This window comes from Paenibacillus sp. FSL W8-0194, from assembly GCF_037969745.1.
Classification (GTDB): Bacteria; Bacillota; Bacilli; order Paenibacillales; family Paenibacillaceae; genus Paenibacillus_AQ; species Paenibacillus_AQ cookii.
This window is the reverse complement of sequence record NZ_CP150205.1, coordinates 1,559,303-1,579,455: the sequence shown is the minus strand read 5'-3', so window position 1 is coordinate 1,579,455 and position 20,153 is coordinate 1,559,303. Positions and strand designations below refer to the sequence as shown.

General features: G+C 59.3%; 19 protein-coding genes and 4 riboswitches. Of the genes, 3 read left to right on the top strand and 16 right to left on the bottom strand.

All coding sequences use genetic code 11. From position 1 onward, the window contains the following. Positions 1-26: 26 nt before the first annotated feature. The 16 genes from MKY58_RS06855 to MKY58_RS06780 form a co-directional block, all read right to left on the bottom strand. On the bottom strand, positions 27-1,037 hold the full coding sequence (locus tag MKY58_RS06855) for a substrate-binding domain-containing protein (protein ID WP_339323965.1): 1,011 nt from the start codon (positions 1,035-1,037) through the stop codon (positions 27-29). A 223-nt stretch (positions 1,038-1,260) separates the two neighbouring features. Further along, entirely contained in the window at positions 1,261-1,713 is a 453-nt protein-coding gene (locus MKY58_RS06850) for a cupin domain-containing protein (RefSeq protein WP_339323964.1), read from the bottom strand. A 392-nt stretch (positions 1,714-2,105) separates the two neighbouring features. Then, the gene (thiE, locus tag MKY58_RS06845; RefSeq protein WP_339323963.1) at positions 2,106-2,786 is read right to left on the bottom strand and encodes a thiamine phosphate synthase; all 681 of its coding nucleotides are present in this window, start codon (positions 2,784-2,786) and stop codon (positions 2,106-2,108) included. Continuing rightward, positions 2,783-3,595, bottom strand: a complete 813-nt coding sequence (gene thiD / locus MKY58_RS06840) for a bifunctional hydroxymethylpyrimidine kinase/phosphomethylpyrimidine kinase (protein WP_339323962.1) — start codon at positions 3,593-3,595, stop codon at positions 2,783-2,785. Before thiD ends, thiE begins: the two co-directional genes overlap by 4 nt. After that, positions 3,592-4,425 carry a hydroxyethylthiazole kinase gene (gene thiM / locus MKY58_RS06835; RefSeq protein WP_339323961.1) on the bottom strand — a complete coding sequence of 278 codons (834 nt, stop codon included), beginning with the start codon at positions 4,423-4,425 and terminating at the stop codon, positions 3,592-3,594. The genes thiD and thiM overlap by 4 nt, the downstream gene beginning before the upstream one ends. After that, positions 4,422-5,120: a thiaminase II gene (gene tenA, locus MKY58_RS06830; protein WP_339323960.1), complete on the bottom strand. Its 699-nt coding sequence runs from the start codon at positions 5,118-5,120 to the stop codon at positions 4,422-4,424. The genes thiM and tenA overlap by 4 nt, the downstream gene beginning before the upstream one ends. 131 nt (positions 5,121-5,251) lie before the next feature. Then, positions 5,252-5,356: riboswitch (TPP riboswitch) on the bottom strand. Between the two features lie 97 nt (positions 5,357-5,453). Beyond that, complete coding sequence (locus tag MKY58_RS06825) at positions 5,454-6,476, bottom strand: ThiF family adenylyltransferase (RefSeq protein ID WP_339323959.1); 1,023 nt, start codon at positions 6,474-6,476, stop codon at positions 5,454-5,456. An 11-nt stretch (positions 6,477-6,487) separates the two neighbouring features. After that, on the bottom strand, positions 6,488-7,255 hold the full coding sequence (locus MKY58_RS06820) for a thiazole synthase (protein WP_339323958.1): 768 nt from the start codon (positions 7,253-7,255) through the stop codon (positions 6,488-6,490). A 5-nt stretch (positions 7,256-7,260) separates the two neighbouring features. Then, positions 7,261-7,464 carry a sulfur carrier protein ThiS gene (gene thiS / locus MKY58_RS06815; protein WP_339325073.1) on the bottom strand — a complete coding sequence of 68 codons (204 nt, stop codon included), beginning with the start codon at positions 7,462-7,464 and terminating at the stop codon, positions 7,261-7,263. Beyond that, positions 7,448-8,620 carry a glycine oxidase ThiO gene (thiO, locus tag MKY58_RS06810; protein ID WP_339323957.1) on the bottom strand — a complete coding sequence of 391 codons (1,173 nt, stop codon included), beginning with the start codon at positions 8,618-8,620 and terminating at the stop codon, positions 7,448-7,450. The genes thiS and thiO overlap by 17 nt, the downstream gene beginning before the upstream one ends. Then, the gene (gene tenI, locus MKY58_RS06805) at positions 8,604-9,236 is read right to left on the bottom strand and encodes a thiazole tautomerase TenI (RefSeq protein ID WP_339323956.1); all 633 of its coding nucleotides are present in this window, start codon (positions 9,234-9,236) and stop codon (positions 8,604-8,606) included. The genes thiO and tenI overlap by 17 nt, the downstream gene beginning before the upstream one ends. A 113-nt stretch (positions 9,237-9,349) precedes the next feature. After that, positions 9,350-9,454: riboswitch (TPP riboswitch) on the bottom strand. Between the two features lie 133 nt (positions 9,455-9,587). Beyond that, entirely contained in the window at positions 9,588-11,654 is a 2,067-nt protein-coding gene (pulA, locus tag MKY58_RS06800) for a type I pullulanase (protein WP_339323955.1), read from the bottom strand. Positions 11,655-12,111: 457 nt separating this feature from the next. Beyond that, positions 12,112-12,504, bottom strand: coding sequence for a glycine cleavage system protein GcvH (gcvH, locus tag MKY58_RS06795; protein WP_339323954.1), 393 nt, complete (start codon positions 12,502-12,504; stop codon positions 12,112-12,114). A 62-nt stretch (positions 12,505-12,566) separates the two neighbouring features. Then, positions 12,567-13,499: an L-serine ammonia-lyase, iron-sulfur-dependent, subunit alpha gene (sdaAA, locus tag MKY58_RS06790; RefSeq protein WP_339323953.1), complete on the bottom strand. Its 933-nt coding sequence runs from the start codon at positions 13,497-13,499 to the stop codon at positions 12,567-12,569. Positions 13,500-13,504: 5 nt separating this feature from the next. Then, positions 13,505-14,179 (bottom strand): L-serine ammonia-lyase, iron-sulfur-dependent subunit beta, encoded by a 675-nt coding sequence (sdaAB, locus tag MKY58_RS06785; protein ID WP_036714675.1) that lies wholly within the window; start codon positions 14,177-14,179, stop codon positions 13,505-13,507. A gap of 199 nt (positions 14,180-14,378) precedes the next feature. Continuing rightward, positions 14,379-14,490, bottom strand: a riboswitch (glycine riboswitch). Between the two features lie 173 nt (positions 14,491-14,663). Next, the gene (locus tag MKY58_RS06780; RefSeq protein WP_339323952.1) at positions 14,664-15,500 is read right to left on the bottom strand and encodes an ROK family protein; all 837 of its coding nucleotides are present in this window, start codon (positions 15,498-15,500) and stop codon (positions 14,664-14,666) included. Between the two features lie 212 nt (positions 15,501-15,712). Beyond that, a riboswitch (glycine riboswitch) is annotated at positions 15,713-15,813 on the top strand. Positions 15,814-16,038: 225 nt separating this feature from the next. Here MKY58_RS06780 and gcvT point away from each other — a divergent pair. Genes gcvT through gcvPB form a run of 3 tightly spaced genes read left to right on the top strand, consistent with a single transcriptional unit; the run spans position 16,039 to position 19,960 of the window. After that, a complete protein-coding gene (gene gcvT, locus MKY58_RS06775; RefSeq protein WP_339323951.1) occupies positions 16,039-17,157 on the top strand; it encodes a glycine cleavage system aminomethyltransferase GcvT in 1,119 nt (372 codons plus the stop codon). After that, entirely contained in the window at positions 17,154-18,506 is a 1,353-nt protein-coding gene (gene gcvPA, locus MKY58_RS06770; protein ID WP_339323950.1) for an aminomethyl-transferring glycine dehydrogenase subunit GcvPA, read from the top strand. The genes gcvT and gcvPA overlap by 4 nt, the downstream gene beginning before the upstream one ends. Next, complete coding sequence (gene gcvPB / locus MKY58_RS06765; RefSeq protein ID WP_339323949.1) at positions 18,503-19,960, top strand: aminomethyl-transferring glycine dehydrogenase subunit GcvPB; 1,458 nt, start codon at positions 18,503-18,505, stop codon at positions 19,958-19,960. The genes gcvPA and gcvPB overlap by 4 nt, the downstream gene beginning before the upstream one ends. The last annotated feature ends 193 nt before the right edge of the window (positions 19,961-20,153 follow it).

Here is a 20,153-nt window from a genome sequence, read left to right as displayed (position 1 = left end):
ACTTGTCCCTCCATGTTCCCTTCCGTTTATTTCGCATAATAATCCTTCACATTCTCCCGGGTTACGATCGTTACCCCCGTGTCCACCCGCGGCGGCAGGGGAGAAACGTCATTCCCGAGCGTCGGGGCGGGGACCGTCAGACCGTGGTGCAGATGAAACAGATACTGCAGCGACCAATACCCCATATTCCAAGTGCCTTGGGCGATCGTGGCCGAAATCGTTCCGTCGGAAATCCGGTCCAAGGTGGCCTTATTCGTATCGAATCCGATGATTTTGACCTTGCCGGTTTTGTTCGCGGCGATGACCGCATCCGCCGCCCCGGCTCCGCCGCTCGCTTCCGTGGCGAAGATGCCTTTTAACGCCGGATGTTTTTTCAGCATTTCCGACGCGCCGTTTTTGGCAATCATCGTATCGCCCTTCCCCTCCTTGACGTCCACGACCGACATGGCCGGATATTTGGCGGCGATCGTGTCGCGGAACCCTGACATCCGGTCGTCATGGTTCTGCTGTCCGGGCTGCGTAATGATGCCGACCTCGCCTTCCCGCCCCAAGATGAGGGCCATTTGGTCGGCGGCCGCGGCCCCCGCGTCGTAATTGTTCGTGGCGAGGAATGAATAAGCTTTGCTGTCCGGAGCGTCGGCGTCGAACAAAACGACGGGAATGCCGGCGTCCACCGCCTTGTTGATCGTCGAGGTCAACGCCCTGGAGTCGATGGCGGACAACGCAATGCCTGCCGGTTTTTTGGCGATGACCTGCTCCAGCACCGTGATCTGCTCCTTTACGTCATATTGCGTGGAGCCGCGATAATCGACGGAGACGCCAAGGGCATCGCCTCCGTCTTCGAATCCTTTAAGAATGTTTTTCCAATATTCCATCCCGGATTGAAAGGTGACCATGACATAATTTTCGCCGATGCTGCCGTGCAGGCCCCCGTCCTGCCAGGCGTTGCTGCGGCGCTGGTCTTCAAGCCGGTACATCACGACATATCCGACGAAAGCGGCGATAAGCAAAATGTAGATCATCATCAACTTCTTCATGTTTATATCCCCCGTATCGGCGTTCATTCCGTATGTGGAATCGGTTACATTATAACATGATGTAATATACTTCATCCGTGAGGGAAAGTTCAACAATTCTTGGAAAGTTGCCTGGGTCGGGGGGATAGGGAAGCGATATCGCCTTGTTCGGCGAAAAACGCAAAAACCCTGCCGCAACGTGGATTGCAAGCAGGGTTTCCTATTCAGGCGCAGGACCGCTGTGTTAATCGATCATCGTAAAATCGTCGAAATGAAAGCCGGGCGATACGACGCAGGAGACGAGAACCGGTTCGTTCCCGAGCGGGCGCGCTTCCTGCCATACGTTGGCCGGCACCAAAGCTTGGGGAACTTGTCCTTTCTCCAGGTCCATGCCAAGCACGATTTCCTTCCGCTCTCCCGGGTTCTCTCCGTCTCCGCCAAGCACGAGCTGCAGCGGGCTTCCGGCATGCCACAGCCACAATTCGTCGGAGTAGACGCGATGCCATTTCGAAAATTCGTTCGGGTGCAGCAGGAAATAAATGGACGTGGCCGCCGGCCGCGAACCCGAATATTTGGCGTCAAGCACCGCTTGAGGAATCTCGAACGAAGATTTCCAAAGCTCCTTGTACCAACCGCCCTCGGGATGGGGCTGCAGGTCCAAGGTTTTTACCAAAGGGGACAACATTGCTTCCGTCATGTTCTGCCTTCTTTCCGTGCCAGGATTGCACATACTGTAGAATGAAATGAACCCTGTTTATGAGGGAATCTGCCCTTTACTTTAACAAATAAAGGAGCGGATTGTAAATGACGGATTCCCTTCTGCCGAAGCATTGGCGCATCCTTCCCTATTTTGCCCCGGACGGGCCGGACTGAACCGGGCGGTAAGTCTGAGTGCGTTCATCTTCGAATGACCCCTTGCCAATTCAGCCTGTAAGCAAAGACGTATGCATGGTTTTCCTTTTCGGTGCAACATGCCCTGTCATGCGGTACATTCTCGAGCTGATGCGCAGCGTTACCTTGTTGTTGGATTCATATCCGCGATCATCAAGGATTCCGGATCCATCCTTCGGGACGTCAAACCGGGATATGTTAAGCTTGGGGATTTCGTCCGGCCATGGATACGGTCAACGCGCGGGACAGCTCCATCGCCGCCAGGTACGGATCGGGCGTTTGCGTAATCGCTGAAATGACCGCGATGCCGTCCGCCCCCGCTTGAATCACCTCAGGGGCGCGGGCTGCGGTAATGCCTCCGATGCCGACGACCGGCATGGCCGCATGCATCCGCCGGATATTCCGCAGCATTGCCGTGCCTTGAACCGGGCGGGCATCCTCTTTGGAAACGGTCGGAAAAACCGGGCCGACCCCGAAATAATCGGCACTCAGCTCCGCGCCAAGCTTGGCTTCTTCAAGCGTATGCACGGACAAGCCCAAAATTTTGTTCCCGATGCGTTCCCTCACCCGGTCCGCCGGCTCGTCCTCTTGTCCGATGTGCACGCCGTCGGCGTCCAAAGCAAGCGCCAGGTCGACGTCGTCATTGACGATAAGCGGCACGCCGTATCGCCGGCAAACCGCAAGGATGCGTCCGCCCAGCTCGGCCTTGGCGTTCCCCGCGAGCGCATTCCGCCCTTTCTCGCGAAGCTGTACCATCGTGACCCCGCCCCGGATGGCTTCCTCCACGACCTCCGCCGCATCTTGCCTGCAGTTGACGCTGCCGACGACAAGATAAAGCTTCAGCCTTTCCTTCAAATCGGCCGGTTCAAAGCGTTTCACCGGACCAGCTCCTTCCTGCGCCGGTACGCCCAATGATTGGTCGGGCCGCTGCCTCCTCCGATACCAAGCGCCTCCTCGATGGCGGCCTGGATGTAATCCCTTGCGGTATGTACGGCTTCGCCAGGGGACGCCCCTTTCGCAAGTTCGGCCGTAATGGCCGCGGAAAACGTGCAGCCCGTTCCGTGCGTATGTTTCGTCGCTATTCTGGGCCGCGCGATCTCCGTAAACGACTCCCCGTCGTACAGCAGGTCGACGGCCTCGTCCGACGCCGGATCGTGGCCCCCTTTAATGACGACCATTTTGACGCCGAACTCCGCGATTGTTATTGCTGCTTCGCGGCGCTCCTCCATCGAGGCAATCGGCCGCCCGGCAAGCACTTCCGCCTCCGGTATATTCGGGGTGACGATGAGCGCAAGCGGCAGCAGCCTGCGCGTCAACGCCTCGACGGCATCGTCCCGCAGCAGTTCCGCCCCGCCTTTGGCGATCATGACCGGATCGACGACCACCCGGTTCCATCCGAATGTTTCGATCTGATCCGCAACCGCTTCGATAATGTCGGCGCTGAACAGCATGCCCGTTTTGACTGCGTCCGGGCCAAGATCCGTCCCCACGGCATGGATTTGCCCGGCAACGGCTGCGGCCGGCAGCGGATAGACGCCGTCCACGCCCAGCGTGTTTTGGATCGTAACCGCCGTAATCGCCGACATTCCGAATGCGCCGAGCTCCTGGAACGTTTTCAGGTCGGCCTGGATTCCGGCTCCGCCGCCGCTGTCCGAACCGGCTATCGTCAAGGCTTTCGGAACGCTCATTGCACGAACCCCCTTCCGGCCGAAACCGGGTGCTCGCTAAGCGCCTCTTCCGGAAGCGGATATTGATCCATTTCGGACAAGGCGTCAAGGAACGCGGCTTGAAAGCTTCCCGGCCCGCGGCCGCCTGCCGCCGCGTACGCCCGCGATGCCGCCGCCCCGTAAAAGGCAAGCGCAGCCGCCCCGGCCGTCAACAAATCCGTTTCAACGGCGGCAAACGCGCCGATGACCGACGTCAACAGGCAACCCGTCCCGGTTACGCGGGTGAGCATCGGATGTCCGCCCCGGACCACGTATCCCTTCAATCCGTCCGTAATGACGTCCTCCCGGCCGGTGATCGCCACGACGCTGCCGAGACGGCAGGCGGCCCGCACCGCGAGGTCGACCGGAGGCTCCGATTCGGACTCTTCCGCATCCACGCCTTTGATGGCCGCCGTTTCGCCGATCAGGTTCGCGATTTCGGCCGCATTGCCGCGAACCAAGGCGACGCGGACTTCCCGCAGGATCTCCAGGGCGGCTTTCGTCCGGAACGGAGTGGCGCCTGCGCCTACCGGATCGAGAATCACCGGCACTCCGTGCAAATTCGCCGACCGGCCGGCAATGATTGCGGCTTCGACCAGCCCGGCGCTGAGCGTGCCCAGGTTCAACACCAGCGCGCCCGCTATTTTCGCCATATCCGCAACTTCCTCCCGGGCATAGGCCATGACGGGGGACGCTCCGATCGCCAGCAATCCGTTCGCCGTAAAATTCGTCACCACCATATTCGTGATGTTGTGCACGAGAGGCCTGCGCCGCTTGACGATGCCGGGCAAATGCTGCATATCCTCGATCATCGTCCCACCCCTTCCGCCGGGATCATGGGAACCGGCCATTCTTCCAGCGTATATGCCATGTCCCAGAACATGTACTCCAGACGGCAGCTTGCCGCGAAATGCTCCTTGAGACGTTTTTTCCGGTCGGAAGACAAACCTTGCGCCCGCTCGTCCAGCAGCAGACGCATCTTATCCGTAATCCCGCCTTCGAAGCGGCCGTAAAAGTGCATCCAATCGTAAAACGGATGGGAACGGTCCGGCTTCACTTCCGCCAGCAATTTGGCGCCGATCTCCGTATACGTCCAAGGGCACGGCAGCATCGCCGCCAAAATATCCTCAAGCGTTCCTCCATGGGCCACGCTCAGCATGTGGCGGACATAGTGGTTCGCCGACGGGGCAAGCGGGTAACCCTGCAATTGTTCGTACGAAACGCCCGTCACGCTGCAAAAATTGTTGTGCGGATGCGTTTCGCTGTGCAGGATGAACGAAATTTGCTCGTTAAAAAGGGCCATCGTGTCGCGGCTGTCGCATTTCGAGATCGCGATTCCGTATAACTGGATATAGGCGTTCAAATACTCGAAATCCTGCTTCACGTAATGGATCAGCTGCTCCTTCCGCAAAGTTCCCTCCGCAATGCCGCGCACGAACGGATGGTCAAAAATGGCGCGAAAAATCGGATCCGCTTCGTTTCGAAGCTCATCGGTAAAACGGGTCATGCCAACACCTCCGAATGAATTTGGATGAAATCCAAACAAGAAGAAGCCGGAAGCGGCCGATCAAACTCAAAAAAGCCGCCCCGAAATGGAGCGGCTCCGAAACGCTATCAGCATGAAAAGGCATGGGATAGGCGAAGTCCGTTCCACTTCCCTACGCCGGTATGATCCGGATCAGGTTCAAAGGGTCCAAGCATCCTTGTCTCAGCCGCTTGCTCGCGGCTCCCCCAGTGGATTTCGTATGAAGTTCGTTTTTCACCCTTTACTTTATCCTTCAAGCCGCCGCTTGTCAAACCGGAAACATCGGCGCCGAATGTTCCCTCCGCCCCTTCGGACTCAGCCTAAATAGCGGTGGTACAAGCTTTTGGCTTCCGCGATGTCCTTCGTTCCGTGCACGAGCACCCGCCCGTCCCAAAAAACCGTCAACCGGCATCCTCCCGCCGCAAAAGACACGAGATACGGGTTCTCCTTGACCTCGCCGCCCTGCCGGGACAATCTGCGCGCCAGCTCCTTCAAATCGCGCCGGACCGGTGCGGGCGGACGAATTTGCACTGTATCCCGGCCGCACAACACGGCTGTCCGGGACTGATTGGCCGGCTGCAGGTACGGGTGGGTGCGGTGTTTTCCGCATGACGGGCAATCCGGCTTCTTCATGCCCCCCACCCGGATCGCGGCATGGGCGCCCGTCCATAAATCGAACGAAACGAGCTTGCCGTGCAAAGCATCCCGATCGCCTACCAACAGCTTAAGCGCTTCGGAGGCTTGGTAAGCCGCGACCATTTGCGCCGCCGGAGCGATGACGCCGGCCGTATCGCAAGTTGCGCCGCCGGTCGGCACCTTCCCAAGCAAACAGTAGAGACATGGCGTTCGGCCGGGCACGATCGTGAAGGTTATGCCGTAACTGCCGACGCAAGCGCCGTAAATCCATGGAATGCCCAGCTTCTGGGACAAATCGTTGATCACGAGCCGCGTCTCGAAGTTGTCCGTCCCGTCGAGGATGACGTCCACGCCCTGCGCCAGCCCTTCGATTTCCGCAGCGGCGGCGTCGGCGACGACGGCCCGGATATCGATGTCCGAATTGATGCGTTCCAGGCGGGCTTTGGCCGCCGCCGCTTTCGGCAGGCGCAGCAGGGCGTCTTCTTCGCAGTACAGCTGCTGCCGCTGCAGATTGTTCGTCTCCACGTAGTCGCGGTCCACGATGGTGACGGTGCCTACGCCTGCGCGCACAAGCGTTTCCGCGCTTACCGACCCCAGCGCTCCCGCGCCGACGATCAGGACATGCCCCTCTCCAAGCTTCCGCTGGCCGTCCGGACCGATTTTGGGGAACAACGCTTGCCTCGAATACCGATCGTTATGCATCCCGTCCCCGCTCATGTGACGCTGATTCCCTCGAGCGGGCTGCTGGCGGTCCCGCAGCGCTTTTTCGGAATGCGGCCGGCTTCGTAGCCGAGCCGCCCCGCTTCGATGGCGAGCTTCATGGCGAGGGCCATTTTTACCGGGTCCTTGGCGCCCGAAACCGCCGAATTAAGCAGCACGCCGTCGGCGCCAAGCTCCATGGCGACGGCCGCGTCCGACGGCGTGCCGATGCCGGCGTCGACGATGACGGGCACGGTCGATTGCTCGATGATAAGGCTCAAGTTCAAGGGGTTCACGATTCCTTGGCCGGAGCCGATCGGCGAGGCTCCCGGCATCACCGCGTGCACGCCGAGTTCCTGCAGCCGCTTCGCCAGCAGCACGTCGTCCGACGTGTAGGGCAGCACGATGAACCCTTCCTCCAGCAGCATTTCCGAAGCCCGCAGCGTTTCGATCGGATCGGGGAGCAGCGTCTTCATGTCGCCGATCACCTCGACCTTGATCATGTCGCATAATCCGGAGGCTTTGGCGAGCCTTGCGATGCGCACCGCTTCCTCCGCCGTCCGCGCGCCTGCCGTATTGGGCAGCAGCGTAAACCGTTCGATGTCGATCATCTCCAAAAAATTTGGCTGGTCCGGTTCGTAAATGTTCATCCGCCGAACGGCAAACGTCAAGATTTGGGCGCCGGATACGTTTACGGCTGCCTTCTGCACCTCAAAGTCCGGGAACTTACCCGTTCCCAGCAGCAATCTCGATTGAAATTGATGCGGTCCGATAGTTAACATGTTCCTTATCCTCCTCCCACAAAATGCACCAGCTCGATCCGGTCTCCGTTTCGGACGGCTGTGTCCGCATGTTCGTTTTTCCCGAGTACGGACTGGTTGATTTCCACGACGACGACTTGCCGATCCAGGCCAAAATGTTCCAACAGCCGCGATACCGTCGCGACCGACTCCGGCACCTGCACGGCTTCCCCGTTAACGATCAGATCCAGCATGAACGCCCCTCCCTTCCGGCTGCCTGACGGCCCCATGCCGCTCGGGCGCAAAACATTCCCAGCCTGCGAATGCGGGCTGCCCGCCGCTCATCTGTTCGGCGATCAGCGCCCCGGTAATGGGGCTCAGCAGTACGCCGTTGCGATAATGCCCTACGGCGACGAACAAACCGTCGCAGCCTGCAGCCGCTCCGAGATAAGGGAGGCCGTCGCGGGTTTGCGGCCGCAGCCCTGCCCACGCCTTCTCCCACCTGGCAGCCGTTATCCGCGGCACGAGAGCGGCAGCTTTGGCCAGCAGCCCCATCAAACCTTCGACGGACACCGTCAGCTCATCGTTGCGCTCGACCATGGAAGCTCCGACGAGGAGTCTCCCTCCCCGCTTCGGCACCAAATAACAGCCGTCGGTGAATATGGTATGGCTTACCAAAGGGACCTCCGTTACGACCGAAAAGCATTCGCCTTTCACCGGGTATACGCCGGTTTCGATTCCCGCTTGCGCCAGCAGCCGCTGGCCGTGGACGCCTGCAGCGATGACCGCCTGTCCGCAGCTTATCGTCCCTTCATCCGTGACGACGCCGGTAACCCGCCCCCGTTCCAGCCGCAGCGAACGAACGCTGCAATTCTCCTTGGCTTCGGCGCCGAGCATGACGGCTGCCCGGACATAGGCGGCCGTCAATTCGGGCGCCGACACCTGCCCGTCCCCGGGAATCCGCATCGCGCCTTCGATGCGGCCCGTCAGGTTAGGCTCCAACTCGTTAGCTTCGGCAGGCGTAAGCCACGCCGCCGTTTCCCCGGCTTGGCGTTGAGAGGCGATCATCCGCCGGCAATCGGCGGCCTGGTCCGGCGTCAACGCCACCTTCAAAAGCCCTTTCTGCACCAGTCCGATGTCGATGCCGGTAAGCTCCCTCAGCTCCTCCGCCAGCCGGGGAAACATCGCCCGGCTCTGCCGAGCGAGGTCGAACAGCACGTCCGCCCGGTGCGTCTCCGACTGGGCGCCGAGCATGCCGGCCGCCGCGCCCGACGCGCCGGAGCCGATTGTCTCCCGCTCCAGAATCAATACGCGCCTGCCCTTCTTTGCCAGATGGTACGCGATGGAACCGCCGATGACGCCGCCTCCGACCACGACGACGTCAGCAACGTCAGCTTGATGGACCATGGTTTTCCCTCCCGTTATGTAAACATTGATAATAAGCGGCAGCAGCGCTGACCGGGTCTGCCGCTTCCAAAATCCCGCTCATGACAGCCACGCCCGCCGCGCCGGCTTCAAGCGTCTCCGCCACGTTCGTCGGCTTCACCCCGCCGATGGCGATAACGGGAATGCGGACGCGGCTCGCGAGCAGCCTCAGTTCCCCGGGTCCGCGGGCCGGAGAACCGGGCTTGGATGCCGTCGCATAGACATGCCCGAAAATCACGTAATCGGCCCCTTTCTCCTCGGCCTCCACGGCCTCGTGCAGCGAATGGACCGACAGGCCGATCCGCAGCTGCGGAAACCACTTCTTCACATCGGATACATCCAGGCTGTGATGCCCGAGCTGCGCGCCCCGCACCCCGGCGGCAGCCGCGACGTCGGCCCGATCGTTCACCACGATGCGGTTTGCGGGAACCCCCGCAGCCAGCAGCATTCCGATTCCCTCCAGCAGCTCGCGCGCCGTTTTGGCCCGTTCCCTTACATGAAACGCATCCACGTATGGATGGATGAGGCCGGCAATTCTCGCCAGCTCATCCAGCGGCTGCCTTCCCGTCGAAACGACATGCAGTTCCCTCCCTGCCACAGGACCTCAACTCCCGCAAAAAAAATTAAAGGCCGCTTTCCCGAAAGAAAGTGGCCTTTTCCGCACGTCGACAGCCTTGCGCCCCAAAAAAACGCATAAGGCGCAAGCATAAAACGTTGTTCTTACCACTTCCCTCCGCTGGCATCGCTCCAGATCAGGTTCAAAGGGTCCGGAAATCGCACTTCCGTCTCAGCCGTCAGGCACCCCTAGTGATTTGCTATGAAATTGAAATTTACTATAACATGAATTCCGGCATGTGGCAATCTCTTCCATCCTGTTTTTTCAGCCGTCGCATCCGAAGCATCCGGCCAAAGCGCCCCCGGACCGAAAACCGGAAAAACGCGGCGGCAGTCAACGCGTAAGCAGAAATCGATGGGCTTGGCTGATGCCGCCCGCATCCTCGAACAACACCTTCATGGATAGAGCCGGAACAACCGCCTGTTCGTCCCAGATCCAATCAAGCGCCTCGTTCCCGGCACGCTCTTCGTTTACCGCGACCTTCCAGCCGGTTTTGGAAAAAGGAACGTCCAGCTTAATCTCATGGTTGTTCGCGTTATAGACGACGATGATGTTTTTCCAAGCGTCGCCGCCCGCAAAGTCCTTCAGCATAAAAGCGACCACCTGGTCCCCGCAGCGGAGCGTTTCCAAATGATTGTCAATCTGCTCCCGGGAGGTCAAGCGAAAGGCGGGGTGGCTTCTCCGAAGCTCAATCAGGCCCCGGTAATAGTCAAAAACCGGCCTAAACCTCCGCTTGTTTTCCCACCTTATGGCATTGACGGCATCGCCGCTGCGGTAGCTGTTATGATCCCCGTATTTCGTGCGGAGCAGCTCGTCACCGGCATGAATGAGCGGAATCCCTTGGGAGGTCAGCACGATGCCGTTGGCCAGGAGGGCGCGTTTTACCGTCTCGCTTTTCATGATGTTCTCGCCGTCTATGCTCCGGTACGGCTCGGATTTTTCCACGGCCTCATGCAGGCTCCCTTCATGAACGAGTTCCCCGTTTCGGATGTCCGGAAAATTGGCCTCGTCCCGCAGCCCCTGCGTCGCCAGCACTTTATCCCATAAATTCAAATTGTCGTGAACGGTCACGTAATTGACCGATTCGAGCGGAGCATCCGCGAAATCGCAAATCGATCCCCTGACCCCTTCAAGGACCGCCGCTTCCGTGCCCGTTCCGCCCGTGGCAAAACCTTTCCCTTCGCCGTCGCTGTCCCCTTTGATCGCGCCGCGGAAATGGTCGTTGAATACGGCAAAGCCGAGATTCCTCTGGCTGCCTTTCAACGTTTGCCGCGCAAGCGGAGATTCCCCGCCCGTCCAGGGCTCCCCGTAGACGATGATGGCCGGGTCCGCCTCGCGGCGCAGCTCTTCGACCATCAGCTTGACGGTATCGGTATCGATCAGTCCCATCAAGTCCAAGCGAAATCCGTCGATGTGATATTCGTCCGCCCAATAACGAACCGAATCGAGGATGAATTTCCGGACCATCGGGCGCTCGGTCGCCAGCTCGTTGCCGACGCCGGAACCGTTTGCCAGCCTGCCTTCGGCGTCCCTGCGGTAGAAGTACCCGGGCACGACCGCCTCGAACGGTCCGTCCTCGACGCTGTAGGTATGATTGTACACGACGTCCATCACGACGCGGATCCCTTTGCCGTGCAGCGCCATGACCATTTCCTTGAATTCGCGGATCCGGAGACCCGGCACGGTCGGATCGGTCGCGTAGGAGCCTTCCGGCACGTTAAAATGCTGCGGATCATACCCCCAATTGTACTTCGGCCCGGAAGCGCCGGGATCGTCCGCCTGCAGTTCGTTCACCGTTTGGAAATCGAATACCGGCAGCAGGTGGACATGCGTGACTCCAAGCTCCTCCAGATGGTCGATGCCGATCGCATTGCCGTCCTTATCGCGCAGTCCCGTTTCCGTAAACGCTTTAAATTTTCCTTTATGTTGAAAACCGGCGCCAGGGTCGGCCGAAAAATCGCGCACATGTAGTTCATACAAAACGGCGTCTTTGCACCCGGCCATGGGCGGCCTGCGGTCCGCTTCCCAGCCGGGTGGGTTCCAGGCTTCCATGTCCACGATCGCCGACCTGGCGCCGTTGGCGCTGACGGCTTTCGAATACGGATCGGCGGCATAGCGGACGGTTCCATCCGGGTGCTCGATTTTGTACATATAATAGCGGCCGGCAAGATCGCCGGAAAATCGCAAAAACCATACGCCGTCCTTCCACTTTTTCATCCCGACTTCGAGTCCGCCCGCATGATCGAAGACCTCGCCGTCCGCGTTATAACAACCCGCATCCTCATAAAGCGCGAGCGTCACTTTTGCGGCCCCGGGCGCCCACAGCTTAAAAACGCTTTCCGTTTTGCTATACGTGCAGCCCAAATCCCGTCCGCCGTAATACTCCGTGATTTCCCTCATGATTACACCACCGTAAGCTATGACATTCGATGCACGCAAGGATGCTGCATAATCCCCAAAACAGACTTTCAGTCCGAAATAGACAGCGACAAAGTTTGGTTCGGCTACATACTGTTTCCGGGAGCGGCCGGAACCGGATTTTGCATCATCCCTACGTCAAAAAGCCTAACCTATCCTATGTGCTTTTGTTGCCAAATGTACAGGTTTGTATGCATCGAAAGAGCCCAATTTGAAGCGTGCCGCCGTCAAAATAGGCGGATCGTGGTTGCGGGCTTGCGGAAGGCGGCAACGGCGCAGCTGCGCCGCCATTTAGGCGGGGCGTCGCGGCTGCAGGCCCTTTAAGGCGGACTTCGGCCCTCCCGCTTATTCAGGCGCTTCAGCGCGGATTCAGGCGCAAAAAAGGCGCCGGATCATGCCGGATCCGACGCCTTTCCCCTCCGTTTTTTCGGATTGAAAGCTACTCTTCGAGAAACTCTGCGTATTGCTCCGGACTGAGCAAAGCCGAGAGCTGCTCCTCCAGATCGCCTTCGACTTCGATTTCAGCCATCCACCCGCCGTCGTACGGCTCGTTGTTGACGAGCTCCGGCTCGTCGCCGAGCCGCGGATTGATTTTGGCGATTTGACCGCTGACGGGGCTGAAAAGGTCCGACACGGTTTTGACGGATTCGATCGTGCCGATGCTTTCTTCAGCCTGTACGCTTGCGCCTTCTTCGGGAAGCTCCACGAATACGATGTCGCCAAGCTGATGCTGGGCGAAATCGCTGATGCCGATGCGCACGACGTTTCCGCTTACCTTTTCGACCCATTCGTGATCCTTGCTGTACCAACGGTTTTCTTTCACATTGCTCATCGTTTTTCGACTCTCCTTCGATTCTTGTCGTCATCCTTCGAAATAGGGTTGCTAATGAGCCATTATGGGGTGTCTGACGGCGGCTGCTTGGTTTCTTTGGCTTCCTTGGCTTTGCGGCGGCGCTGCTCGACCAGCTCTCGGGTCAGCCTGCGGCCGGTAGGCGTGGCGGCAAGGCCGCCTTTGCCCGTTTCCCGGTGTTTGCTCGGCATGGCGCTGCCGACCTCCAGCATGACGCCGATGACCTCGTCGGCGGGAATGACGCTGCCGACGCCGGCAAGGGCCATATCGGCGGCTGCCAGCGCGGTGACGGCGCCGAGGCCGTTGCGGACGATGCACGGAATTTCCACGAGTCCCGCAACGGGATCGCAAATGAGGCCGAGGCAGTTTTTCAAGGCCAGGCCGACCGCGTGGACGGCCTGAAGCGGCGAGCCGCCCCTCAGTTCGACCATCGCCCCGGCCGCCATGCCGATCGCCGATCCGACCTCGGCTTGGCAGCCGCCTTCCGCGCCGGAAATCGACGCGTTGTTGGCAATGACGTACCCGATCGCCCCGGCCGTAAATAAGCCGCGCACCAGCTTGTCGTCCTCCCAGCCGAAGCGTTCCTGCGAGCTGACGAACACGCCGGGAATGATGCCGCAGGAGCCCGCCGTCGGCGTGGCGATGATTCTCCCCATCGAGGCGTTCACTTCGGAGACGGCGAGCGCGTAAGCCATCGCCATGGCGGAGGGCTCGCCGAGCGACGTATCGCCCTGCCGCATGTAATCCGCAACCTTCTTGGCGTCGCCCCCCGTCAGGCCGCTGCGGGATTTCGTGTTGCCGGTCAGCCCTTTGCGGACGGCTTCCTTCATCACCTGGTAGTATTCGGCCATCTGCCGGAATACGTCTTCGGCGGGAACGCCCGTTTCCTTGGCCTGATCCTCCAGCATCACCTCGGCGATTGTTTTGTTTTCTTTCAGGCATATGTCTGCCAGCTGTTCCAGCGTCTCGAATCTCATCGCATTTAGCTCCTTTGGGTCAAATCGATCATCGTCACTTCCAAAATATGCGGAAGGCGGGCCATCTCCTCCAGAACGGAGGGGGCGGGCGCCGAATCCAGCTCGAACACCGTCATGGCCGCTTCGCTGCGCCCCTTACGGTCCACGTCCATGTAACCGATGTTGACGCCTTCCCGGCTGAGCAGGCCTGTCAGGCCGGCAATCACGCCGCGGCTGTCGGTATGCGTCACCGCGATCGTCGGGTATTCGCCGGTCATCTGCACGTCGAATCCGTTCAAGGCATAAACGGCAATCGTTCCTCCCCCGATGGAAGCCGCGACCATCTCCGCCTTCCGTTCCCCGGCCCAAAGCTTGAGTTTGACGGAATTCGGGTGCGGACCGTTGCCTTTCCCCTGAACCCATTCGATGCTCATCCCGGCTTTTTCGGCTTCGATGTCCGCCTCCGGGATCCGTTCATCGTCCGTGTCGAAGTTCAGCAGCCCCGCGGTCAAGGCAAGGTCCGTTCCATGTCCCCAATACGTCTCCGCAAAAGAACCGTACAAAGTGGCCTCGACCTTCTCCGGCTGACATCCGAGCAGTTGGCGCGCCACCCTGCCGATGCGCACGGCGCCCGCGGTATGCGAACTGGAAGGACCCACCATGGACGGGCCGATGATGGAAAATACATGTTTGAATCTCACTAACTCCACGCTCCTGTTTTAGGTCATTCAAGTCAGGAAGTTTCACGGTGTTCAACATCGCACGAACAAGGGCAACAAAAAAGAGGACAGCAAAAAAGGTATGCAGCACCTTTTCTCTGTCCCTTGTACCTGAGAGTTTGGACGGAAACCTGCCGTTTCCGCGTTCCCCTTGGGTGGCTGACGCTCTCTCCAGAGCCGCGTCCGGCGACGGTTCCTTGTACCTGAGAGATTAGCCGCCGGTTTGTGCCCTCCCGCAGCTTGCTCCTTCGGTGCCGCCTTACGAAAAAGGCAGTCTCTCCCGTTCGCCATCATCCGCTTGTATATAAATGTCCATTCATGATTGAAACCATTTACAATCCTAATCACCTTAAGAATAAAGCAGAGCAAACGGCGCTGTCAATATAACAGGAACCTGATTTCCCCGAACAGCGACAACCCTCTTGTTTTCCGCGGTTTTCCCGTCGTTCTTCCGCCTTCCGGCCGCCTAAATCCGCATGCCGCTGCGCATGTATTCCATGGCGCCGAGGGCGACGATGCGTTTATTGTCTTTGGCCGGGGCGATCAGGCAAGCGCTGAACATGTCCGGAAGGGTATGTTTTTGCGCCGTTTCGAGCGCATGCTCCATATACCCGGGATAGGTGGCGGTGCTGCCGCCGACCACGATCACATCCGGATTAAACAGGTGGATCACGTTCGTCAACGCCATTCCGAAATGTTCGCCCGCCCGGGCTATCAGCTGCATGGCGGCCGGTTCGTTTCGGTTGATCCGCTCCAGGAACTCATCAATGCCGCAGCCGGCCTGCTGCAAAATGCCGATGCCCCCCGCGATGCTGTCCAGCCTTTGGGGACCTTCTGCCGTCTGGATGATGCAGTAGCCCAGTTCCCCGGCAAAACCGTGTGCCCCCGTAAACATCCGCCCCTTCGAATAGACGCCGAGCGCCGTGCCGGAACCGGCCATAATCACCGCTAGCGTGTCTTTGTCCTTATAATGGACCGTTTCCGCAATCGTAGCGGATTTGACGTCATTTATAAGCCGGACGGGAAACCTTCCCTGCCCGAAATCATCGGCGGTAATTCCGCTTAAGGAGCGGACGTCCGACAACTGAACGCGGTGATCCCCCTCCACGAGGCCCGGCACCGCCATGCCGACCCCTTCCGGCTCGAACGGAAGGCGCTCGATAAACGCGTCGAGCTCCTGCTTCAGCCGCTCCCGCGGGCAATCCAGCCCGGTCGGCACTTTGTTTTCGAACGTTTTTCCTTCATGCTCCGCGTACATGTACATTTTCGTGCAGCCGATATCCACGCCGACGATTTTTTCCACGTGTTCATCCTCCCCGGATTACAGCTCGTAATGGGTCATGCCGATATCATTGTATCGCGGCGAACGCGGAAAAAGTATGTTAAAATTCAATGTTTTCCGATACTTTTGCCGTCGGGCGTCCGCCCTGCCAAGCTTCGGCCTTTCCCCCGGATAATGTTGTTGACATTCCGCAAGGCTTTGAGTATTAATGGTAGTAGACAATTCAATAGCGGATGAAGGTAATGGGAGAGATTACTGTTTACCGGTGACGCCGAAGGAGTAAGCCCGCGTGAAAACGGGTGAATCTCTCAGGCAAAAGGACCATTATCGGACGCATCTCTGGAGAGAATTCTTGAGCGAAAAGAATCACCCAAGGGGAAATTTGTTGACCGGCACGACAGCGGCGCGCAGCCTTGCACCCGCGATGAGCCGTCAAGCAAAGTAACTCTCAGGTACCAAGGACAGAGCAAGAGGATCCGTATGCCGATGATCGGCATGCTTGTTCTTTTGCCTGTCCTTTTTGTGCTTTCGAAAAATGGAAAGAGAAGGTGATGGAAACGTGTCCGAGCTTAAACGAACCCCGCTATACCCGCTGTATGCCGACATTCCGGGCGTGCGCTGCATTGATTTTGGCGGCTGGGAGCTTCCCGTCCAGTTCAGCGGCATCCATAAGGAGCATGAAGCCGTCCGCGAAGCCGCAGGTTTATTCGACGTGTCCCACATGGGCGAATTTTTCGTCAGCGGCCCGCAGGCCGAAAGCTTCCTTCAGCGCGTGACCGTCAATGATGTAACCGCTCTCGTCCCCGGGCAGGCGCAATACAGCGCCATGTGTTATCCGGACGGAGGCGTCGTCGACGATCTGCTGGTTTACAAGCTGGCCGAGGCATCCTATATGCTTGTCGTCAACGCTTCGAATATCCGCAAAGACTGGGAATGGCTGAGCCGGCATCTTGCGGACGGGGTCCAAATGACCGACAAATCCGATGATACGGCTCTGCTCGCGCTGCAGGGGCCCAAAGCGGAAGACATTCTCGCCCCCCTTGTCGATTGCGATTTGACGCAGCTCGGCGCGTTTCATTTTCTGCAAAACGTATCGCTGTTTGGCGCGTCCGTCCTCATCTCCCGCACCGGCTATACCGGCGAAGACGGATTCGAAATTTATCTGCCTGCCCAAGATGCGCCGGCCGTTTGGACCGGATTGCTTGAGCGCGGCGTTGCCTTCGGCCTGATCCCGGCCGGCCTCGGCGCCCGCGACACGCTCCGCTTCGAAGCCAAGCTGCCGCTTTACGGGCAGGAGCTGTCCCAGGACATCTCGCCGCTGGAAGGCGGCATCGGCTTTTTCGTGAAGCTGGGCAAAGGCGATTTCATTGGCAAAGACGCTCTGCAGCGGCAGAAGGAAAACGGCGTGCCGCGCAAATTGGTCGGCGTGGAAATGATCGACCGCGGCATCCCCCGCTCGCATTACGCGGTTTATGCTGGCGGCGAGCGCATCGGAGAAATTACGACCGGCACCCAATCCCCCACGCTGAAACGGAATTTGGGGCTGGCGCTCCTTGATAGCCGTTTTGCCGCCGTCGGCACGCAGGTCGAGGTCGATGTGCGGGGCAAACGCCTGAAAGCCGAAGTTGTTCCCGTTCCATTCTACAAACGAGCCCGAAAAGGAGCTGACTCCAAGTGAAGCACCGTTATCTGCCGATGACCGAGCAGGATCAGCAGGAAATGCTGAAAACCGTCGGAGCGAATTCGATTGAAGATCTTTTTAAGGATATTCCCGAAGAAATCCGTTTCAAAGGCGAGCTTCCGGTCTCCAAGCGGCTGGACGAGTACGCCCTCACGACCCATCTGTCCGCGCTTGCCGCCAAAAATGCGAACACCGACCAATACCCCAGCTTCCTTGGCGCCGGACTTTATGATCATCATATTCCTTCCGTCATCAACCATGTCGTATCCAGATCCGAATTTTATACGGCTTACACGCCGTACCAGCCTGAAATCAGCCAAGGCGAGCTGCAGGCGATCTTCGAGTTCCAGTCTTATATTTGCGAGCTGACGGGCATGGCGGTCGCCAACGCCAGCATGTACGACGGCGCGACGGCCCTCGCGGAAGCCGGCTCCCTGGCGAGCGCCGCCACCAAGCGGACCAAGCTTGTCGTCTCCGCGGCGGTTCACCCGGAATCGAGACAAGTGCTTCATACGTATGCGCGGGGACTCGGTCTGGACATCGTCGAGGTCGGCACGCACAACGGCGTGACGGACATGGCCGAGCTGGCCCAAGCCGTTTCGGACGATACCGCGGCCGTACTCGTGCAAAACCCGAACTTTTTCGGAGCGGTCGAAGATCTCGCGGCCATCGGCCGCTTGATCCACAACCACAAAGGGCTTATGGTGGTCAGCGCCAACCCGCTGTCGCTCGGGCTGCTGGAAGCGCCGGGCAAACTCGGCGCCGACATCGTCGTCGGAGACGCCCAGCCGCTTGGCATCGCGGCTTCGTTCGGAGGTCCGACCTGCGGATTTTTCGCCGTGTCCCAAGAGCATATGCGCCGAATCCCGGGCCGCATCGTCGGCCAGACGGTCGACCGGAACGGGAAACGCGGCTTCGTCCTGACGCTTCAGGCCCGCGAACAGCATATCCGCCGGGAAAAAGCGACCTCCAACATCTGCTCGAACCAGGCGCTGCTTGCACTTTGCGCATCCGTATACTTGTCCGTCATGGGCAAGCAGGGATTGATCGAGGTCGGCCGGCTGAACCTGCAAAAAAGCCATTATGCCGCGGGACAACTTGCGAAAGTGCCCGGCGTGACGCTGCCGTACGCTTCTCCTTTTTTCAACGAATTCGTGATCAAGCTGCCTGCCGGCACATCCGTCGCGGATGTCAACGCAAAACTGCTGAAGCAAGGCTTCCTGGGCGGGTACGATCTCGGCCGCGCTTATCCGGAGCTTGAAGGACATATGCTGGTTGCCGTCACCGAACGCCGTACGAAAGAACAGATCGACCAATTCGTTTCATTGCTGGAGGGCTGTTTATGATACAGGAAAAAGCGTTGATATTTGAGCTGAGCCACCCCGGACGCATCGCCTACTCCCTTCCGGAGCTCGACGTGCCCGAGGCGGAGGCCGAATCCCTCATACCGGCCGCCATGCTGCGCAGCGAACCCGCGGCGCTGCCGGAGGTGTACGAGGTCGACGTCATCCGCCACTACACGGAGCTGTCGCGCCGCAATTTCGGCGTGGATAACGGGTTTTATCCACTCGGCTCCTGCACGATGAAATACAATCCGAAGGTTAACGAAGACGTGGCGCGTTACCCGGGCTTCGCCAAAATCCATCCTTACCAGCCCGAAGAAAGCATCCAAGGCGCGCTCGAGCTGATGTACCAGCTGCAGCAGGACTTGGCGGGGCTTACCGGCATGGATGCCGTCACGCTGCAGCCTGCCGCAGGCGCGCACGGCGAATGGACCGGGCTGATGATGATCCGTGCGTATCATGAAAGCCGCGGGGAACATCGCGACAAGGTGATCGTGCCGGATTCATCCCACGGCACCAACCCGGCCAGCGCCTCCGTGGCCGGACTCAAAACGATTACGATTCCGTCCACGGACAAGGGACTCGTCGACCTGGAGGCGCTGCGCGCGGCGGTCGGCAGCGACACCGCGGCGCTGATGCTGACCAACCCGAACACGCTCGGCCTGTTCGAGGAGCAGATCCAGGAAATTGCGGCGATCGTTCACGAAGCCGGCGGGCTTCTGTATTACGACGGCGCCAATTCCAACGCGATCATGGGCATTGCGCGCCCCGGCGACATGGGCTTTGACGTGGTACACCTGAATTTGCATAAAACGATGAGCACGCCGCATGGCGGCGGCGGTCCCGGCGCCGGTCCGGTCGGCGTCAAAAACCTGCTCGTGCCGTTCCTGCCCCTGCCGCTCGTCTCGAAAAAGGAAGACGGGTCGTATACGCTGGAAGGCGACAGCGAATCGTCGATCGGCCGCGTGAAGGCTTATTACGGCAACTTCGGCATTCTCGTCCGCGCCTATGCGTACATGCGCAGCTACGGGCCCGAAGGTCTGCGCCGCGTATCCGAATGCGCCGTGCTGAACGCTAATTACATGATGAAACGCCTCGAACCCTATTACGACATTCCGTATCCGGGCGTCTGCAAGCATGAATTCGTCATGTCCGGCACGCCGCTCAAGCAATACGGCGTCCGCACCCTGGACGTGGCGAAACGGCTGCTCGATTTCGGGTATCATCCGCCGACCATCTACTTCCCGCTGAACGTGGACGAATGCATGATGATCGAACCGACGGAAACCGAAAGCAAAGACACGCTCGACGCCTTTATCGACACGATGATCCAAATCGCCAAGGAAGCCGAAGAGCAGCCGGAACTGCTGCTTAACGCCCCTTACAGCACGCCGGTCACCCGTTTGGACGAAACGACGGCCGCGCGCAAGCCGGTGCTGAACTGCGCCTGCAGTTAAACACCCCTTAGAAGCGGGGAAAACAAATCAAAAAGGCGGCCCAAGCCTATTCGCTTGGACCGCCTTTTTCATGGATATATGACTGGCCATGCGCCAGATCCGAAACATGCCTTCGGCAAATGGGGCATTGAAGGCCTGCCGCTCCCTCCTAATCCCTCGTTTGCTCAGTCAACCGCCAAGAGGCAGCAGCAGC

Excerpts from the sequence above, each read along its gene's own strand:
- tenA (WP_339323960.1), bottom strand. The coding sequence starts at position 5,120 with ATGACCCGTTTTACCGATGAGCTTCGAAACGAAGCGGATCCGATTTTT.
- sdaAA (WP_339323953.1), bottom strand. The coding sequence starts at position 13,499 with ATGAGATTCGAGACGCTGGAACAGCTGGCAGACATATGCCTGAAAGAA.
- pulA (WP_339323955.1), bottom strand. The coding sequence starts at position 11,654 with ATGAGGGAAATCACGGAGTATTACGGCGGACGGGATTTGGGCTGCACG.
- MKY58_RS06850 (WP_339323964.1), bottom strand. The coding sequence starts at position 1,713 with ATGACGGAAGCAATGTTGTCCCCTTTGGTAAAAACCTTGGACCTGCAG.
- MKY58_RS06825 (WP_339323959.1), bottom strand. The coding sequence starts at position 6,476 with ATGCATAACGATCGGTATTCGAGGCAAGCGTTGTTCCCCAAAATCGGT.
- gcvH (WP_339323954.1), bottom strand. The coding sequence starts at position 12,504 with ATGAGCAATGTGAAAGAAAACCGTTGGTACAGCAAGGATCACGAATGG.
- gcvPB (WP_339323949.1), top strand. The coding sequence starts at position 18,503 with ATGATACAGGAAAAAGCGTTGATATTTGAGCTGAGCCACCCCGGACGC.
- thiM (WP_339323961.1), bottom strand. The coding sequence starts at position 4,425 with ATGATCGAGGATATGCAGCATTTGCCCGGCATCGTCAAGCGGCGCAGG.
- MKY58_RS06855 (WP_339323965.1), bottom strand. The coding sequence starts at position 1,037 with ATGAAGAAGTTGATGATGATCTACATTTTGCTTATCGCCGCTTTCGTC.
- thiO (WP_339323957.1), bottom strand. The coding sequence starts at position 8,620 with ATGGTCCATCAAGCTGACGTTGCTGACGTCGTCGTGGTCGGAGGCGGC.
- thiD (WP_339323962.1), bottom strand. The coding sequence starts at position 3,595 with ATGAGCGTTCCGAAAGCCTTGACGATAGCCGGTTCGGACAGCGGCGGC.
- MKY58_RS06820 (WP_339323958.1), bottom strand. The coding sequence starts at position 7,255 with ATGTTAACTATCGGACCGCATCAATTTCAATCGAGATTGCTGCTGGGA.